The 16790-nt window shown below is 69.4% G+C and carries 19 protein-coding genes, 1 tRNA gene and 1 pseudogene; 10 read left to right on the top strand and 11 right to left on the bottom strand.

All coding sequences use genetic code 11. The annotated features are described in order from the left end of the window. Position 1: 1 nt before the first annotated feature. Together A8711_RS18595 and A8711_RS18590 are read right to left on the bottom strand one after the other, a co-directional pair. Complete coding sequence (locus A8711_RS18595) at positions 2 to 799, bottom strand: alpha/beta fold hydrolase (RefSeq protein WP_069088931.1); 798 nt, start codon at positions 797 to 799, stop codon at positions 2 to 4. 52 nt (positions 800 to 851) lie between these two features. Further along, positions 852 to 1436 carry a helix-turn-helix domain-containing protein gene (locus tag A8711_RS18590; RefSeq protein ID WP_064448246.1) on the bottom strand — a complete coding sequence of 195 codons (585 nt, stop codon included), beginning with the start codon at positions 1434 to 1436 and terminating at the stop codon, positions 852 to 854. A gap of 79 nt (positions 1437 to 1515) precedes the next feature. On the opposite strand from A8711_RS18590, the gene A8711_RS18585 reads away from it, so the two are divergent. From A8711_RS18585 to A8711_RS18570, 4 genes are all read left to right on the top strand, one after another. Next, the gene (locus A8711_RS18585) at positions 1516 to 2496 is read left to right on the top strand and encodes an NAD(P)/FAD-dependent oxidoreductase (RefSeq protein ID WP_069089117.1); all 981 of its coding nucleotides are present in this window, start codon (positions 1516 to 1518) and stop codon (positions 2494 to 2496) included. Between the two features lie 58 nt (positions 2497 to 2554). Continuing rightward, on the top strand, positions 2555 to 4402 hold the full coding sequence (locus A8711_RS18580; protein WP_069088930.1) for a glycoside hydrolase family 15 protein: 1848 nt from the start codon (positions 2555 to 2557) through the stop codon (positions 4400 to 4402). Between the two features lie 201 nt (positions 4403 to 4603). After that, on the top strand, positions 4604 to 6319 hold the full coding sequence (locus tag A8711_RS18575; protein ID WP_233607729.1) for an ABC-F family ATP-binding cassette domain-containing protein: 1716 nt from the start codon (positions 4604 to 4606) through the stop codon (positions 6317 to 6319). Between the two features lie 133 nt (positions 6320 to 6452). Next, entirely contained in the window at positions 6453 to 6962 is a 510-nt protein-coding gene (locus A8711_RS18570) for a hypothetical protein (protein WP_069088929.1), read from the top strand. A gap of 4 nt (positions 6963 to 6966) precedes the next feature. Here A8711_RS18570 and A8711_RS18565 read toward each other — a convergent pair whose 3' ends face one another. Both A8711_RS18565 and A8711_RS33185 read right to left on the bottom strand, forming a co-directional pair. Then, on the bottom strand, positions 6967 to 7206 hold the full coding sequence (locus A8711_RS18565; protein WP_064448242.1) for a hypothetical protein: 240 nt from the start codon (positions 7204 to 7206) through the stop codon (positions 6967 to 6969). After that, a pseudogene (locus A8711_RS33185) lies at positions 7203 to 7583 on the bottom strand (hypothetical protein); the annotation flags it as partial. The gene A8711_RS18565 and the pseudogene A8711_RS33185, both read right to left, overlap by 4 nt. Positions 7584 to 8018: 435 nt before the next feature. On the opposite strand from A8711_RS33185, the gene A8711_RS18555 reads away from it, so the two are divergent. Both A8711_RS18555 and A8711_RS18550 read left to right on the top strand, forming a co-directional pair. Next, entirely contained in the window at positions 8019 to 8777 is a 759-nt protein-coding gene (locus tag A8711_RS18555; protein ID WP_124778854.1) for a DNA-binding transcriptional regulator, read from the top strand. A 108-nt stretch (positions 8778 to 8885) separates the two neighbouring features. Beyond that, positions 8886 to 9443 (top strand): RDD family protein, encoded by a 558-nt coding sequence (locus A8711_RS18550; protein WP_069088926.1) that lies wholly within the window; start codon positions 8886 to 8888, stop codon positions 9441 to 9443. Here the strand turns inward: A8711_RS18550 and A8711_RS18545 are convergent. Then, positions 9363 to 10190: a GNAT family N-acetyltransferase gene (locus A8711_RS18545; RefSeq protein WP_083297047.1), complete on the bottom strand. Its 828-nt coding sequence runs from the start codon at positions 10188 to 10190 to the stop codon at positions 9363 to 9365. The genes A8711_RS18550 and A8711_RS18545 overlap by 81 nt on opposite strands. Positions 10191 to 10264: 74 nt before the next feature. On the opposite strand from A8711_RS18545, the gene A8711_RS18540 reads away from it, so the two are divergent. Further along, positions 10265 to 10723: a hypothetical protein gene (locus A8711_RS18540; RefSeq protein ID WP_069088924.1), complete on the top strand. Its 459-nt coding sequence runs from the start codon at positions 10265 to 10267 to the stop codon at positions 10721 to 10723. Between the two features lie 28 nt (positions 10724 to 10751). Here the strand turns inward: A8711_RS18540 and A8711_RS18535 are convergent, their stop codons facing one another. Further along, entirely contained in the window at positions 10752 to 10970 is a 219-nt protein-coding gene (locus A8711_RS18535) for a hypothetical protein (protein WP_069088923.1), read from the bottom strand. Between the two features lie 863 nt (positions 10971 to 11833). On the opposite strand from A8711_RS18535, the gene A8711_RS32080 reads away from it, so the two are divergent. Next, the gene (locus A8711_RS32080; RefSeq protein ID WP_124778853.1) at positions 11834 to 12040 is read left to right on the top strand and encodes a hypothetical protein; all 207 of its coding nucleotides are present in this window, start codon (positions 11834 to 11836) and stop codon (positions 12038 to 12040) included. Positions 12041 to 12308: 268 nt separating this feature from the next. Here A8711_RS32080 and A8711_RS32075 read toward each other — a convergent pair whose 3' ends face one another. Both A8711_RS32075 and A8711_RS32875 read right to left on the bottom strand, forming a co-directional pair. Further along, complete coding sequence (locus tag A8711_RS32075) at positions 12309 to 12989, bottom strand: hypothetical protein (RefSeq protein WP_141707672.1); 681 nt, start codon at positions 12987 to 12989, stop codon at positions 12309 to 12311. A 217-nt stretch (positions 12990 to 13206) separates the two neighbouring features. Next, the gene (locus A8711_RS32875) at positions 13207 to 13515 is read right to left on the bottom strand and encodes a hypothetical protein (RefSeq protein WP_233607727.1); all 309 of its coding nucleotides are present in this window, start codon (positions 13513 to 13515) and stop codon (positions 13207 to 13209) included. 310 nt (positions 13516 to 13825) lie between these two features. On the opposite strand from A8711_RS32875, the gene A8711_RS32070 reads away from it, so the two are divergent. After that, on the top strand, positions 13826 to 15280 hold the full coding sequence (locus tag A8711_RS32070; RefSeq protein ID WP_124778851.1) for a hypothetical protein: 1455 nt from the start codon (positions 13826 to 13828) through the stop codon (positions 15278 to 15280). Beyond that, the gene (locus tag A8711_RS18520; protein ID WP_233607726.1) at positions 15246 to 15614 is read left to right on the top strand and encodes a tyrosine-type recombinase/integrase; all 369 of its coding nucleotides are present in this window, start codon (positions 15246 to 15248) and stop codon (positions 15612 to 15614) included. The genes A8711_RS32070 and A8711_RS18520 overlap by 35 nt, the downstream gene beginning before the upstream one ends. A gap of 74 nt (positions 15615 to 15688) precedes the next feature. On the opposite strand, the gene A8711_RS18515 is transcribed toward A8711_RS18520, so the two are convergent. From A8711_RS18515 to A8711_RS18505, 3 genes are all read right to left on the bottom strand, one after another. Continuing rightward, positions 15689 to 15763 (bottom strand) — tRNA-Val (locus A8711_RS18515). An 82-nt stretch (positions 15764 to 15845) separates the two neighbouring features. Beyond that, a complete protein-coding gene (locus A8711_RS18510) occupies positions 15846 to 16313 on the bottom strand; it encodes a peroxiredoxin (protein WP_043329219.1) in 468 nt (155 codons plus the stop codon). Between the two features lie 8 nt (positions 16314 to 16321). Then, positions 16322 to 16756 (bottom strand): DUF3052 domain-containing protein, encoded by a 435-nt coding sequence (locus tag A8711_RS18505; RefSeq protein ID WP_013287823.1) that lies wholly within the window; start codon positions 16754 to 16756, stop codon positions 16322 to 16324. Positions 16757 to 16790 lie beyond the last annotated feature (34 nt).

Genomic DNA, 16790 nt, shown 5'->3' with positions numbered 1-16790 from the left:
GTCAGCCCGGGGCGCGCGCCGGATGGGTGAGGAACGGCAGCACCGCCGCCGGCAGCGCGGGCGAGGTCAGCACGTCGTAGTGGGTCAGCCCGGGCAGCACCGCCAGCCGGGACGCGGGGCGGCCGGTTCCGTCGCCGCCCGCGTCCCGGTGGCCGCCGCCGAGCAGGCCGAAGAACTCCGCCGCGTGGCTCACCGGGATCTCGTCCGCGTCGGCGAAGACCAGCAGCACCGGCATCGGCAGCGCGGCCACCTCGGCGGACCAGTCGTAGTCCCGCCGCAGCAGCTCGCCGCAGCGGGCCCAGAGCGCCTGCCAGTCCTGCGGGCGGGGCGCCACCCGCGCGTACCGCTCGTGGAGCGGGGTGCCGCGCATCCGTTGCGCGACGCGCTCGTCGTGGGCGGACATCGCGGCGAGCGTCTCCGGGTACCAGCCGCGCCGCCGGAACGGCGTGGAGACCAGCACCAGGCGCCGGACCAGGTCGGGGTGCTGGATCGCGGTACGCAGGGCCACCCCGCCGCCGAGGGAGTAGCCGAGCACGTCGGCCCGGGGCAGGCCGAGGTGCCGCAGCAGCCCGGCGACGTCGTCGGCCATCGACTCGTACCGCAGCGGCCGGTCCACGTCGGCGGTGCGGCCGTGGCCCTGCAGGTCGACGGCGATCAGCCGCCGGCGCGTGGCCAGCGCCGGGCGGACCGGCGCGAACGTCTCCGTCGAGCCGTACTCGCCGTGCAGCAGGACCAGCGGTTTGCCGGCCCCGTGCTCCTCGTACCAGATCCGCAGCCCGCCGACGTCCGCATAGCTCACCCGCCGATCGTCGCGCCGCCGATGCCGCGGCGGGCGTGTTTACCGTCGCCGCTCAGCTCGACGCGCGGGGGCGGGCGCGCAGGTGGGCGCGTTCGCCCTGGCTGCCGAAGAGGCTGAGGAACTCCACCCCCTCGCTGTCGGCACGCCCGAACCAGTGCGGTACGCGGGTGTCGAACTCGGCCGCCTCACCGGGGACCATAACCAGGTCGTGCTCGCCGAGCACGAGCCGCAGCCGCCCGTTGAGCACGTAGACCCACTCGTACCCCTCGTGGGTCTTCGGCTCGGGCTCGGACCGGCCGCCGGCCGGGATGATCAGCTTGTACGCCTGGATGCCGCCGGCGCGGCGGGTGAGCGGCAGCATGGTCATCCCGAACGCGGCGACCGGCCGCAGGTGGACGCGCGGGTCGCCGGTGGGCGGGGCGCCGACCAGCTCGTCCAGCGTCACGCCGTGCGCGCGGGCGAGCGGGAGCAGCAGTTCGAGGGTGGGCTTGCGGCCGCCGGACTCCAGCCGGGACAGCGTGCTCACCGAGATGCCGGTGGCGGCGGAGAGATCGGTGAGCGTGGTCTCCCGCTCACGCCGCAGCGCGCGCAGCCGGGGACCGACCGCGTCGAGGGCCTGGTCGAGGTCGACATCCATGCCCCCAGTTTGCCACATCAGCAAGAGAGTTTGCGGTTCTGCGCTTCCCCGTCGCAGTCTGGTCGCGGAGGTGGTCACGATGACCGAGCTACGTGAGGACTACGAGGTACTGGTGATCGGCGGCGGCGCGGCCGGGCTGAGCGGCGCGCTGATGCTGGCCCGGGCACGCCGGTCGGTGCTCGTGGTGGACGGCGGCGAACCGCGCAACGCGCCCGCCGACGGCGTACACGCGCTGCTGGGCCACGACGGCGTACCGCCGGCCGAGCTGCTGGCACGCGGCCGGGACGAGGTCCGCGGCTACGGCGGGCACCTGGCCGAGGGCCGGGTCGAGTCGGTGAGCCGCGACGGCGACGGCTTCGAGGTGACGCTCGCCGACGGCCGGCGGGTACGCGCCGGTCATGTGCTGGTCGCCACCGGCCTGGTCGACGAGCTGCCCGAGGTGCCGGGCCTGCGCGAGCGCTGGGGCCGGGACCTGGTGCACTGCCCGTACTGCCACGGCTGGGAGGTGCGGGACCGGCCGATCGGGGTGATCGGCAGCGGCCCGATGTCGGTGCACCAGACGCTGCTGTTCCGGCAGTGGAGCGACGACGTGGTCTACCTGCGGCACACCGCGCCGCCGCTGACCGACGAGCAGGCCGAGCAGCTCGCCGCCCGCGGCGTGCCGGTGGTCGAGGGCGAGGTCGCGGCCGTCGAGACGGCCGGGGACCGGGTGACCGGGGTACGCCTGCGCGACGGCCGCACCGTCGACCGGGAGGTGCTGACCGTCGCGCCCCGGATGGTCGCGCGCACCGGCTTCCTGGCCGGACTGGGACTTCGCCCGCAACCGCACCCCAGCGGGATGGGCGAGTACCTGCCGGCCGACGAGTCGGGGCGTACCGAGGTGCCCGGGGTGTGGGTCGCGGGCAACGTGACCGACCTGTCGGCGCAGGTCGGGGCCGCTGCCGCGGCTGGTGCCCGGACCGCGGCGATGATCAACGCGGAACTGGTGAACGAGGAGACCCGCCGGGCGGTCGAGGCGCGGCGTGACGCGCGAGGGTGGGTGACCACGAATCCCCTCTAACCTGACAATTCTTCCCCTAGGTTGAGTCGGAGAGGGCAGTCGGAACCTGGGGGGCGACGTGAAGAGCTATCCGGCGATCGAGGATCACGGGCTCATCGGCGACCTCCAGACCGCGGCGCTGGTGACCTGTGACGGGACGATCGACTGGTTCTGCGCGCCGCGCTTCGACTCGCCCAGCGTCTTCTGCGCGTTGCTGGACAAGGACAAGGGCGGCTTCTTCCAGATCGCCCCGCACGACGTCCGGTACGTCACGAAGCAGCTCTACCTCCCCGGCACGCCGATCCTGATCACCCGGTTCATCAGCGCGGACGGCGTCGCCGAGGTGATGGACTTCATGCCGGTGACCGGCGAGCGGGTCACCGACTCGCACCGCATCGTGCGCATGGTCAACATGGTGCGCGGCAGCATGCGGTTCCGGGTGGAGTGCCGGCCGCGCTTCGACTTCGCCCGGGAGAGCCACGAGCTGGAGCGACACCGCAACGGTTACCTGTTCCGGAGCCGGTCGGCGACGCTCGCCTTCAACCCGATCGATCCGGTGCGGCAGCTCTGGGCCAAGACCGGCGAGATCCGCATGGAGGACGGCGACCTGATCGCCTACGGCACGTTGCAGGAGGGCGACACCGGCGGGGTGGTCCTGGAGACCGGCAGCGACGAGCCCAGGATCATCCCGCCGGAAGAGGTCCAGGGCATGTTCGAGTGGACCCGGGACTACTGGCGGCGCTGGGTCGAGCGCTCCCGCTACACCGGGCGCTGGCGGGAGATGGTCGAGCGCTCGGCCATCACGCTCAAGCTCATGACGTACGCGCCGACCGGCGCGATGATCGCCGCGCCGACCGCCGCGCTGCCCGAGCTGGTCGGCGGCTCCCGCAACTGGGACTACCGCTACACCTGGGTACGCGACACCTCGTTCTCCGTGCACGCGCTGCTCGGCCTCGGGTTCACCGAGGAGGTCAGCCGGTACATGGACTGGCTGGACGAACGCATCCGCGAGGCCGGCGACCACCAGGACCCACTGAAGATCATGTACCGGGTGGACGGGTCCTCGGACCTGCACGAGGAGGTGCTCGACCACCTGGAGGGCTACCGCGGCTCCCGTCCGGTACGGATCGGCAACGGCGCCGCCGACCAGATCCAGCTCGACATCCACGGCGAGGCGCTCTACGCCATGCACCTCGCCGACGAGCAGGGCATCCGGGTGTCGCACCAGGTGTGGAAGAGCACCGTACGGCTGATCGACTGGCTCTGCCACAACTGGGACCAGCGCGACGCCGGCATCTGGGAGAGCCGCCACCACCCCCGCAACTACACGTTCGGCCGGGTGATGTCGTGGGTGGCGCTGGACCGCGCCATCCGGCTGGCCACCCGTACCGGCCGCCCCGGGGACATGAGCTGCTGGACCGAACAACGCAACCGGATCTACAACCAGGTCATGGCCCGCGGTTTCCACCGGGAACGCGGCAGCTTCGTGCAGGCGTACGACGAGAACGTGCTCGACGCCGCTCTCCTCTACATGCCGGCGGTCGGCTTCGTCACGCCCACCGACCCGCTGTGGTTGTCCACCCTCGAGTCGATCGAGCGGGACCTGGTCTCGGACAGCCTCGTTCACCGGTACGACCCGGTCCACTCCCCCGACGGGCTCCCCGGCCACGAGGGCACGTTCAACATGTGCACGTTCTGGTACGTGGAGGCGCTGGCCCGCTCCGGCCGGCTGGACGACGCCCGGCTCACCCTGGAGAAGATGTTCACCTTCAGCAACCACCTCGGGCTCTACGCCGAGGAGATCGCCTCCACCGGTGAGCAGATCGGCAACTATCCGCAGGCGTTCAGCCACCTCGCCCTGATCAACTCGGCGTTGGCGGTGAACGACCTGCTCGACGCCGAGGCCTCCGCCCGCCTCCGCCGGTAACTCCGGTGATCTCCGGCCCGGAGCCGGGTACTGTTTGCCGCATGAGGTTCTTCGCCGCTGTCATGAAGCCCTGGTCCCTCCGCTGACGGCGGCAGGGTGACCGGCTTCTTCTGACGTACCAGCTCTGCTCCGCCGTCCCGGCGTTCCCGCCGGGCGGTGTCCTCGCGCTGCCCGGCTCCATGACGAGCCGAAGAGCGGACTGTGCACAACCTCGACAACATTCCTTCCTTCCCATCCACCTCGGGCGGTTCGCTGCCCGCCGGGCACCGGGCGCACGTGCGGGCCGACGGCGTCCGCGTCGTACTCGGCGGCCGGGTCGTGCTGTCCGACGTCAGCGTGACCGTCTCCGCCGGTTCCCGCCTGGCGGTCGTCGGCGAGAACGGCCGTGGCAAGACCACCCTGCTGCACGTGCTGGCCGGCCTCATCGCTCCCGACCAGGGCGTGGTGGAACGGCTGGGCACGATCGGCGTCGCCCGGCAGAACCTGGAGTCGCGCCACGGCGAGACGGTGGGCACGCTCGTCCGGGAGGCGATCCGGGAGTCCGAACGCGCGCTGCGGGCGTTCGACGAGGCCGCGATCGCGCTCACCGAGGGCCGGGCGGGCGCGGACGACGCGTACGCCGCCGCCCTGGACGCGGCGACCCGGCTGGACGCCTGGGACGCGCAGCGGCGCGTCGACGTGGCGCTGGCCGGCCTCGACGCCTGCCCGGACCGGGACCGGGAACTGGCCACGCTGTCCGTCGGCCAGCGCTACCGGGTCCGGCTGGCGTGCCTGCTGGGAGCGCGGGTGGACCTGCTGATGCTGGACGAGCCGACCAACCACCTCGACGCGGACAGCCTGGCCTTCCTCACCGCCCGGCTACGCGACCACCCGGGCGGCGTCGTGCTGGTGACCCACGACCGCGCCCTGCTGCGGGACGTCGCCACGGAGTTCCTGGACCTCGACCCCAGCGCGGACGGGCGCCCGCGCCGCTACGCCGGGGACTACGCCGCCTGGCAGGACGGGCGCCGCCGCGACTTCGCGCACTGGGTACGCGACCACGAGGCGCAGCAGGCCGAGCACCAGCGGCTGGCCGACGGGGTACGGGAGGCGCAGGACCGCCTCAGCACCGGCTGGCGGCCGGAGAAGGGACACGGCAAGCACCAGCGCCAGTCCCGCGCGCCCGGACTGGTCCAGGCGCTGCGCCGCCGGCAGGAGGCGCTCGACGCGCACCGCGTCACCGTGCCGGAGCCACCGCAGCCGCTGCGCTGGCCACCGCTGGACACCCGTCCCGGACTGCCGATCCTGCGCTGCCACGACGTGACAGTGGCCGGGCGCCTGCGTACCCCGGTCACGCTCACGCTCGACGGCGGGGACCGCCTGCTGGTGACCGGACCCAACGGCGCGGGCAAGTCGACGCTGCTCTCCGTGCTGGCCGGTGACCTCACGCCGTCGACCGGGGAGGTCCGGCACCTGTCCGGGGCGCGCGTCGCGTACCTCGGTCAGGAGGTGCCCGACTGGCCGCCGGCGCTGCTCGCCCACGACCTGTACGAGCAGCACGTGGGCCGGTTGCGCTCCGCCGGGCGCGTCGACTCCGGCACGGCCCTGCCGCTGAGCGCGACGAACCTGCTCGACGCCGAGGCCCGGCGTACCCCCGTCGGCCGGATGTCGCACGGACAGCAACGGCGGCTGAACCTGGCGCTGCGCCTGGCCGAACGTCCCGACCTGCTGATCCTCGACGAACCCACCAACCACCTGTCGGCGCCGCTGGTCGACGACCTCACCGCCGCCCTGCTGACGACGAGGGCCGCGGTGGTCGTCGCCACCCACGACCGGCAGATGCTCCACGACCTGGCGGCGTGGCCCACGCTGTCGCTCACCGCCCCGGCGGTGCCAGGTCGTTCGGTCACGGAGGGTGATGCCCGGCCGGAAGACTGAGTGCTTCGAACGATATGACTGAGAGGCATATTTATGCCTCTCAGTCATATCGGCTTCTCGTCACCTATTCCCCACCGGGCTGGGCGCGCTGGCTACCGTGGATGTCCGGGGCAGTCGGCGAAGGAGCGGCGGGATGTCTGTCGACGGAGCGGGCGCCGGCCCCGTCAGCCGCCCCTCGCGCTACGAGGAGGTCGTCCTCGGCCTGCTACGGGGCGAGGGGGCGACCGTGCTGACAGCCGGTCTCTGGCTGCTCGTCACGTCCCTGTTCACCGCGCTGTTCCTGACCTTCGCCGGGTGGCAGGTGTGGGAGAACCGCATGCTGGAGACCAGGGGCCGGATCGGCGACGCGCAGGTGGTGCGCGCCAACTACGAAGGGCCCGGCAAGTCCCTGAACGTCGTCTACCTGTCGGGGCCGGTGGGCACGACGGCGATCCTGGAGAACCCGGTGCACCGGCCGGCCGCGGGCGACGTGATAGCGGTCCGGTACGACCCCCGGCACCCCACCCACCTGCGGGAAGCGGACGCGCCGATCTGGCGGTGGCCGGACTTCCTGGTGACCGTGCCGCCCGCGGTGGCGGGCTGCCTCGTCGTACCGGCCGAGTGGATGCGGTTCCGGCGGCGGCTGCGGGAGCGACGACTCTGAGCAGTCACCGCCCCTGCGGACCCGCCTCCCGGGTCCACCCGACGAAGCGGCGGTGCAGCGCGCCGGCAGGCGCCCAGGGCATGTCCTCGGAGGCTTGCACGAGGTAGGCGCCGAGATACAGAGCCAGTGACACCGGCGCGCCGGCGTACTCCGCCCGCAGCTCACGCCTGCGAGTGGGGCACGGCCACGGCAGGTCGCAGCCGCCGCAGCTCCACACCGGCATGACCGGACCGTGGGTGGTCACCGCGCACCCTCCAGGAACCGCGCGGTGATCGCCCGCGCCTGCCGACTCGTCGCCCATTCCGCCTGCCAGCACGGGTACGGCGTGAGCCGTGCCCACCACGCCCGGCACCCGGCACACATGCCGTCGAGTCCCCGCACGTGTACCGCGAGGATCGTCTCCTCCGGCCCGGCGATCACTTGTCGCTCGCCTGTGGCCAGTGACCACGATTGATCGGAAGCCGATGCCGCGAATGACAGGGCAGCTCGGCTCCGCACCAGCAAACCCGTCTCCACCGCCGCCAGCACCACACCGGCCGATGCCGCCGGGCGAACGTCAACGCGGCGGCCGACAGGTACGTGTCGTACGAGACGCGGCGTTCCCGCGAGGCGTCGCCGTCCGGGGACCGTTGCCCGCCTCGCGCCTGGTCCAGCAAACGACGTCTGGCGATCTCCTGCTCCATCGCCTGGATGCGCTCACCGATGCCGGAAACCGCCGACGGCGACAGGCACCGACCGACGCGCCGCCGCAGGAGCATCAGGATCTCGAACCGGGACAGTGCGGTGCCGAGCCAACCGACACCTTCGCCGCAAGCCGCCTCAGCAGTGGTCAGAGGTCGCCTCTTTGTCGCCCGTCGGCCCACCGCGCGGATCTGTTCGCTCCGGCTCACCGACGGTTCGTCGCCAGTGCTCGGCATCTTCACCTCCGCCAGGGAAAACGCGGCGGCCTCTGCCGTCGCCTGTCCACAGTGACGTCCGGGTGTCACCGATCGCGACGGCACAAGAGCCGACAATCCGACCACATAGGTGGCGACATTGAGGCGACACAGCACTATCGTGGAGGGCATGACCGCCCCCAACACGGTTCTCCGCGGCGTCCGTACCGGGATGCGCATGAGCCAGGACGACTTCGCCCGCGCGCTCCAAGCCGCGGGCCACCGCGTCGGCGAGCCCAACGACGCCAACAAGCGACTCGTCCAGCGATGGGAGTCCGGTGCGATCGCCGCACCGCGCCCCGTCTACGCCCGCGCGCTGGAGGTCGTCACCGGCCTGCCCATCTCACTGCTCGGCTTCGCCGCGGTGCCCGGTGGGCACGTGGCCGACGACCCGCAGGGTGGCCACGACCTGACCTCACCCGTATCGAACCTGGCCACGCCGACGCCGGCTGCCAAGCCCAGCACGGCGCACAGGTCGTACGAGGGCGTGTGGCTCAGCCGCTACCAGTACTACTCCAGCGGACGGGAGGAGTCCTTCGCCGGACAGCACTTCGTCGTCCTGCTGCAGCACGGCGACAGGCTGACCGCCCGCAGCCTGCCCGGATCGGCGTCCTCATCTCTGTCGCTGGACCTGACCGTGGACGGTGCCGTTGTCACCGGCACCTGGGTGGAGCAGACCGACCCGGCCGGCTACTACCGAGGCGCCCGCTATCACGGAGCGATCCAACTCCTGGCCGAGCCGACGGGCCGGCGGATGGCCGGAAAGTGGGTCGGGTTCGGTAAGGACATGGACGTGAACACCGGCCCGTGGGAGCTTGTCTTCCGCGACGCCTCGACCTCCAAGGCGACGCTGGACCGGTACAACACCTCAGCGACATAGCGCCGTGGCCTTGTTCTGGCGCCGACTACTCTGCACTCGGAGTACGACACGGCACGGCGTCCGGATCCGGCGAAACCACCGCTGCCCACGACACAACAGGAGAGCGCTGTGACAGTCCGCGCCACGGGCCAGCCACTGACCCGGCTGGAAGCCGCCCGGGCGCAGGCGGAGCACGTACTCGGCCCCCGGAGGGCAAAGCGGATCGCGACGTTCGGCAACGGCGGCCTGTACGTCCGGGCCGGCACCGGGGCACAGATCATGGCCTGGCTCGTCGACTTCACGGTGTTCCTGTTCGGTGTCGGGGCGGGCGTCGTCGCCCTGGCCCTGGTGGACCGCGCGGTCACCCTGTCCGACAACTTCGCCGCCGGGGCGAGCCTCTCGTTGCTCGTGGTGGTGCCGCTGCTCTACGGCCTCTGCTACGGCAACGGCCGCGCGCTCGGCGCGCTGCTCACCGGCACCCAGCTCGTACGGGCCAGGGACGGCAGCCGGATCGGCCTGAAGGCGTGCTGGGCCATGCTGGTTCGGACGCTGTTGATGCCGGTGCTGGTCGTCGTGCTGCTGGTGGCCGCGTTCAGCACCGGATCGTCAGACGCGCCCGGTTCGCTCGTGCGGACCAGCATCGACCCCGACGCCACCCGGCGGCTCCACGAGGCGGGCATCCGCTGACCCGTCGGGTGGCCGCGTCCCGAGGGCGGACGCCGCCAGCCTGATGCTCACCTGGGCTCCGAGTTCGCGGAAGCCGAGCCGGCGAGCGACCCGTCGTGAGGGCTCGGGGCGTGCGCGCCACTGCGGCAGCAGCCGGTTCGCAAGCGCCTCCGCGACCGCGGCGGACGCCACCGCACGGGCCAGCCCGCGGCCCCGGAAGCGAGAGCTGGTCAGCACGCAGAGATGAGCGACCGCGTGTGGCCAGTTGTGGTACCCCGCCGCCGCCACCACTCGTACGGCGTCCCGGACGACGAACACCGGAGAGGTGATCTCACCGATCCCGCTCTCCGCGAGGTCATCCGCGGAAACGTCCGCGACCAGCCGATCGAGGTCCGGGTGCCCCGGCGACAACCGGGCCACCTCAGCGGTCGCCGTCTCCGGCCGGAACTCACGCTCGTCGAGGTACGCCAGCGAGGCGGGACCGAGCACGTCCATCACGCCGCGCTCCCCGTCCCACCACCCGTCCTCGACGGCCGACCGAAGTGGCCGTCCCATGAGCGATTCGCGTAGGAAACGGGCGGCGGCAGCGTCCGGCGCGGTGGCGATCCCCGAGCTTTCCAGCACCACGATGCCGGCCCAGGCCGGCGGGCACAGCCGCGACCCGGCGGAGACGACCACCCGCACGCCGTCCGCCGGGAAGCTGGTGGCGACACCGGCGAGGCCGGCCCAGAGATCCTGTACGCGGTGCGACACATCCGATCGAGCCATCGACGCATTGTCCCGGGCTGCCGTCACGACCGCTGTCCGGCTGCACGCCCCGCGCACCGCCTAGCCTCTCGGGGATGGAGCGACTGCGCGACCTTGCCGTCCGGCTGGCGATAGACGAGCCGGTCGGCGACGACCTGGCGATGGCAGCCGCGCATGCTCTGGCCCGTGGTGTCGACTCGCCGAGCCTGCGGGAGCTCGCCGGTCTGTCGAAGGGCCAGTCCCGGGAAGCCGTCGACCTGTTCCGGCAGGCGATGGAGGAACTCGGCTCGCCGGTCCCGGACGAGAGCGGCGCCCGGCTGCACCTCATGCGGGCGGCAGCGGCGAGCATCATCGACGGAGAGGGCGATCCCGAGGACCTGGCGCACGAGATCTACTGGCAGTCGTCCTACTCTCCCCCGGAAAAGCTGCGCGAGGTGGGCTACCGCTTCCTCCACCTGTACGCCGATTGCGGCGCAGCGCCGGATCAGACGGAGGAGGCGGTGGCGGCCATGAAGGATGCGGCGCGGTCGTTGCTGCACGATCATCCCGCCTGACCGCACCGTCGCTGTCGTGGCGCAGTGCTCAGAGGGCAAACGGCTCGTACGCGAGGGCTTCCGCCACCACCTCCTCATCGGTCAACTCGGGCTGATTGAAGAACATCAGGGTGATGACGTGCGGGCAGCGCACGATCCGCTCCAGCTCCTCGAGCTTCGCCCCCGTCTCCTCGTCAGGAGTGGCCGGGTCGCGCAGTTCTCGAACGAGGGCCAGCGCCCTGCCCCGCGATGCGTCGTCCAGTTCCACAGCCCCGGAGGGTACGGCTCCGGGCCCGATCTCCAGCCGGCCTCCGCTCGCCGGCCCTGCTGCTCCCCGTTGCTGTGACCTTAAGATCGACGTGCACCTGCCGACAGGTCAGGTTCGCCGACGTCGCGATCGCCGCTGTTCGCACCGGCCAACGTTTCGCTGCCGATCCGAACAGGGCATCTTCCGCTGAATCAACAGCGGCGCAGCCACCAGCGGTCGTCACCGGACGTCTGAGGATCGTGATGGATACGCCTCAACAAAGCGTCGTCCAGGCGATCGACAACAGCTCGAAGCTCTCGGCTGGCATGGCCTGGCAGCGAGACGATTGTCTCTTCCAAGCGCAGTCGTGCCCAGGCGTCGCCACAGCAGGAGCAGGCGAACTCCGCTTCCCACGGCTTCCACCGACGCTGGCTGCCGTATGCGTACACGCCCCAGATCCTGACCGCGGCGGCCACCGTGCCTGGCAGCCACCGCCGCCCTTCCACGAGACGGTCGGCAGCGTTCGCGCGACCGGAGAGCCCAGGAACATCCCGATAACGGGCCCATGGGCTTCCCGCGACGGGTACGCGGCGGCGAAGTGATCGAGGTTGCCTACGAGGCACTGCCCCTTCTCTGGAGAATCACGCCTCAGATCCTTGCATGAACGTCAACAGATGCAGGTCGCCCCGGGCCCAGCGAGGCCTAGGTGTGCTGATCGAACAGCGACGTCTGCTGCCCGAGCGCTGACAAGGCGGCCTCGGGGTTGAACTGACGCCACCCAGCACGTCATCGAGCTTCGCCCCGTCTCGTCGTCGGGGCGCCCTGGAACCAGCCTTGACCGGCTGCGCACACTGAGGGCAGGCATCTCACCCAGGGAGGTCGAAGTGCGCTGGCTCATCCTTCTGCTCATCATCGCGGCTGCCGTGGCTGCGGTCGCACTGTGGCGCCGTAGCCGGCAGGCACCAGTCGACGGCGGCCAGGTGCGTGACCTCCAAGCATCCGCCGAGGCCCGCCGCAGGCTCGACGACCACCGGAACCGAACGGACGGCGGCAACACCGGCAGTGGCGGCGTCGGTGGCTGGAGCGCCTGACCTCACCGCCGGTCAGCTCAACGGCGACTCTCGTGCTGTCACCGCGCCGGGCCCTGTTCATCTGTGGTGGACGTGGCAGGTTTCGAACCTGCGACCCCCCGCTTGTAAGTTCTGGGCGCTCGGTCCGGCTGAGTCCGTCCGCGTCCGCCACCTCGGGCGACCGTCCGCACACACCCGCCGGCCACTGTCGCCGTCCAGGACCGTTGCTGTCATCGTTGCTGTCGGCAGTGCCGCTTGGGCCAGTCAACCGGAGGCGCTACCCGAGCGGTCACTCAGTACGCTGCTGTGGCGCACCTGCCGGCCGTGCAGCGCTTGCGTCACCATCATCCTTGGGGGCAGTGGCCCCACCCTGCGTCCTCCGTCGATGCGCGTGCAGATCGGCCAAAACCTGCGCCGCACGAACCAACTCCTCAGCCGAATCCGCGTAGGCGATGGCTTCACCGGCTGTTGGGTTGTGTTGACCGTGGGCGACCTGATTTCGGAGTGCGCGGAGGTCATCTACTGCTCTCACATACGCGGCGTTGACAACCTCGCTGCGTTCGAGTTCTCTCAGCATGGAAGCGGGCGCTCTTGTAGGTCGGCGCGATATACCGTTAGTGGTTGCACCGACCAAATCCGCTAGTGCTCCGGTAAGGCGTTCCCATGCAGAGATGATCACGAAGGACGGGTTCGCCTCGGCCTCGCGGACGAGCGGGCTTTCCGTGGTCAAGTCTTCGTCTGCGGCAACACCCTGATCGGTCTCAATGCCGCCGACGGCCTGGTCCACGGAGTCCTCCGCCCCTGCGAGCTTCTCGCCGAAGTCAATCCTCTGCCCTAGACCCTCATATGACCTGATACGCCCGATTAGCTCGCGCAACGGCCTCCGAAATATCACTACAACCACCGCGACGACGACCGGCCACGAGAGGAGATGACCGGAGAGGGACGAGACGAACTCCATCCAACCCATGCGGGCACCCTATTGGCTCGCGACTCGCCCTCATCTCTTCAACACGCCGCCGTACCAATTGGCTAGCGGGCTGCCACCCCCGTGGGACTCCTTGACCCTCAGGCAACAATCAGGGCGTCTCTACCTGGGCCGACCTCCGCCATACGCTGGCGCTCGTGTCCGTCGTCGTCCACGGGCGTCCGGTCCAGTACACCCCGATCGTCACCCAGCTAGTCACTCAGCCGCCGGCTTCGAGTTCGGCTGGCCGTAGTCTCACCTGCCAGTTGTGAGCGGCATGGTCGACCACTACTGCATCGAAGTAATCGCCAGCAGTTGGAAGCTCGCTGCCGCGCGGGAGCGCGGTTATCTCCAGCAGCCCAAGCGCATCCGGCTGGCCGTCGATCTCGACGAAGACACCGAACGGCATCGCCGCGAGCACCTGCACGCGGACTCGTTCACCCACAGTCAGTGCCGACTTGATCGCCAGCCACGAGCGCCTTGCTCGCTCGGCTCTGCCGTCGAGCAAGCTCCAATCGTCGGGGCTCATGGCCGCTCATCCTCGCACGGTCAGTTTGGAAGGTGCCTTGAACTCGACGTTGGCGAGCGCAGTGGTGCTTGTGATCAGGCTGGCTCTCCGCTGATCGTACGAGGAAGACGGCGGCGGCGACCGCTGCTGACCCTTGTTGACCGGTCTACCGGGCATGCACCGGGCGGCCTGCACTTGTCACCTTCACTTAGCCTCCTCGTGGACCACCTGGTAGGCGTCGTGCTCACGGAGGGGCCCAAAAACGGCCTCGCGCTTGTAGACTCTGCGCGCCTCATCCACTGCGTAGGGGCGGGGGGTTTCCCCAGCACGGATGTATGCAGGTAAGGCCACAGAAGACGGCAGCCGTGAGGCAGGGGCGGACGTGGGACAATCGGGCCTCGAGCCGGGAGACAAGCGGACCGGAGTGTTCATCCACGCGGAAAACGAGGATGCGCCGTGTGTTGTTGGTGCGCTTTGGATCGATCCAAGACTCGGTGTCCTTGCCGAAATCCCGTATATCGGCTTTGGCACCGACCAGTTCGCTGTCCCATCGCAGTGGTTTCGTCAGGAACAAGCACCGAAGAATCTCCTGTTCAGATCAGAAAATCTTCAGATTTCGCTATTTGGGTGCAGAAACACCGGAGCTGTTGAAGGCTCATACCTCGACCTCGGCCGACTGCGGATTCAAGAGGCTGTATTCGCGGAGCGTACCGGCAACATCGATGACGAGCTGCGAGTGACTACTCTCGTATCTCACATAGACGGCTTGGCTAAATGGTCGGGGCTGTCGTCAGTAAAGTGGGAAAGCGAGCGGATCGCGGTCCCTCGGCAACGTCGGGGCAACCGAATCAGATACACCGTCGAATCGAGCCAGGGCCTTAACTGGCTGCAGGGTACTGCACGAATGACGCTAAAGACGCACTGGAAACACGATGGCAAGACGCGTCCCGGCATCCATCTAACGGACGACACGGTTCTTGAAAGCCGGTTCCGTGAGCCCCGCCCGGTGTCCGATCATCTCGTGGAGCATCGCAAGTTTCGCAACTTGATGTCGCTGATTCTAGGAACTGGGGCGCGCTTTCTTGGCCATTCTATTCGTGACCAACGCTTCGGCGTGCGAACACTTGACGGAAGAATCCATGGTGCGGATTATGAGCGGCTGATCACCGCTAGCACAGTTGCCGATCACTACGCGCAAAGCTCGGGAGCGGAAGCGTCGGACTGGCCGATTCTAGCCACTAAGGACCTTTCGCCCGAAAGTTTGAGTTGGTGGGCCCGAGAGTACGACAACTCACGGCGGTTTATCTTGCCCATCGCCTCAACGATGCAGAGATCGAACGTGTTCGCCGAGGACAGGGTAGTCAACGCCTCAATGAGCATCGAGGCTCTGGGGGCTGCACTGGGTCCGATTGAGGGCGAGGAACCCACCTTGGCCGGCAAGAAGAAGGTGCAGACTACGGCGACCTACTTCTACCGCATTATCGAGTCCGTTGGCATCGATACTTCGCAGATCGCGGATGGCAGCGTCGAACTCGCTCGGGCATTGGCAGATACGTATAACACGATTAAGCATGCCGATCGCGGCGACTTTCCAGACGGGCTCCACACCATCTATGCCGCTCGTCTATCACTCATGCTGATTAGAATGGCGATCGTTCAGAGGCTGCCCGGCGCTCGGGCGGCAGTGGGCAGGTACTCTAACAGTTGGCCGGTTCGACGGATAATCGAGGGTATGAAGGATAACGGCGTCAGTGTTCAGTCGGGACGGTTCTGCACATCACCCTAGGCGGGAACGGCAACGCAAGGAACGTTCGCGGCTGGCCGAGGTGTGGCAGGACCACGGCCTTGTCTTCCCCTCCGAAGTCGGCACGCCGATGGAACCTCGGAACCTGAACCGGCACTTCGCGAGGCTTCGGGAAGCGGCCGGCTGCCCGGACGTATGGTTGCACGACCTGCGACACACCGTCGTGTCCCTACTGATGGAGCTGGGCGTCCCACCGCACGTCGTCCAGGCAATAGCCCGGCATGCCGACGTGAAGATCACCCTCAAGATCTATTCGCACGCCAACCTTGATGCCATGCGGCAGGCGCTCGGGAAGCTCGACGGAAAGCTCTCGTGAGCGCTACTGCTGTCATCGTTGCTGTCACCGCCCTGGGGAGTGATCTTCCTGGGTCGGTTTTCGCTGGTGGTGTGTGGTGGGCGCGGCAGGTTTCGAACCTGCGACCCCTCGCTTGTAAGGCGAGTGCTCTCCCACTGAGCTACGCGCCCGGAACGCCCGTACGGCGGGCCGGAGCGGCCAGCTTACCTGCCCGCCTCCGGCCCGGTCGAACGACGTACCTGGGTGTGGGACTCAGGCAGCGGCGGCCTCGGCCAGCGCCTTGCGCCAGCCCTGCTGATCGCGCGCCTCGCCGGGCATGTTCATCTCCGCGAAGCGGACCACGCCGGCCTTGTCGATGACGAAGGTGCCCCGGTTGGCGATGCCCGCGACGTCGTTGAAGACGCCGTACGCCTGGGCGACCGCGCCGTGCGGCCAGAAGTCGGCGAGCAGCGGGAACTGGAAGCCCTCCTGCTCGGCCCAGATCTTGTGGGCGTACACGGAGTCGACGCTGACGGTCAGCACCTGGACGTCGTCGTTGGCGTACTCGTCGAGGTTGTCCCGCACCTCGGACAGCTCGCCCTGGCAGACGCCGGTGAACGCGAGCGGGTAGAAGACGAGCAGCACGGTCTTGCGGCCACGGAAGTCGGCGAGCCGTACCTCCTGGTTGTTCTGGTCCTTGAGCAGGAAGTCGGGCGCTTCGGCGCCAACCTCGACGGGCATGTGCGCTCCTACTTCTTGCTCTTGGAGCCGCGCCGCATGACCAGGCGGGCTCCGCTCCAGTCGCGGCCGGCGTTGATGGTGGAGGTCTGCTGGAGGCCGGCGGTCTGCGCGCTCTCCGCGACCTCGCTCGGCTCGACGTGGCCGTCGCGGCCGGCCTTCGGGGTCAGGAGCCAGACCACGCCGTTGTCGGCGAGCGGCCCGAGGGCGTCCACGAGGAGCTCGAAGAGGTCACCGTCGCCGTCGCGGTGCCAGACCAGAACCGCGTCGACCACCTCGTCGGTGTCCTCGTCGACGAGTTCCCCACAGCGGTCGGTCAGGGCGTCCCGGAGATCGGTGTCGACGTCGTCGTCGTAGCCCATCTCCATGACGACCATGCCCGGCTCGATACCGAACCGGTCCGCCAGGCTGCGTACCCCGTCGGCCTGGCCAGCGGTCGCGCTCACTGTCGCGTGCCTCCTCATCTATCCCTGCTCGTGG

The sequence above is a fragment of the Micromonospora sp. II genome, assembly GCF_001709195.1.
GTDB lineage: Bacteria > Actinomycetota > Actinomycetes > Mycobacteriales > Micromonosporaceae > Micromonospora > Micromonospora chalcea.
Note: the sequence above shows the minus strand (reverse complement) of the source record. Positions and strands in the feature narration are given on the sequence as shown.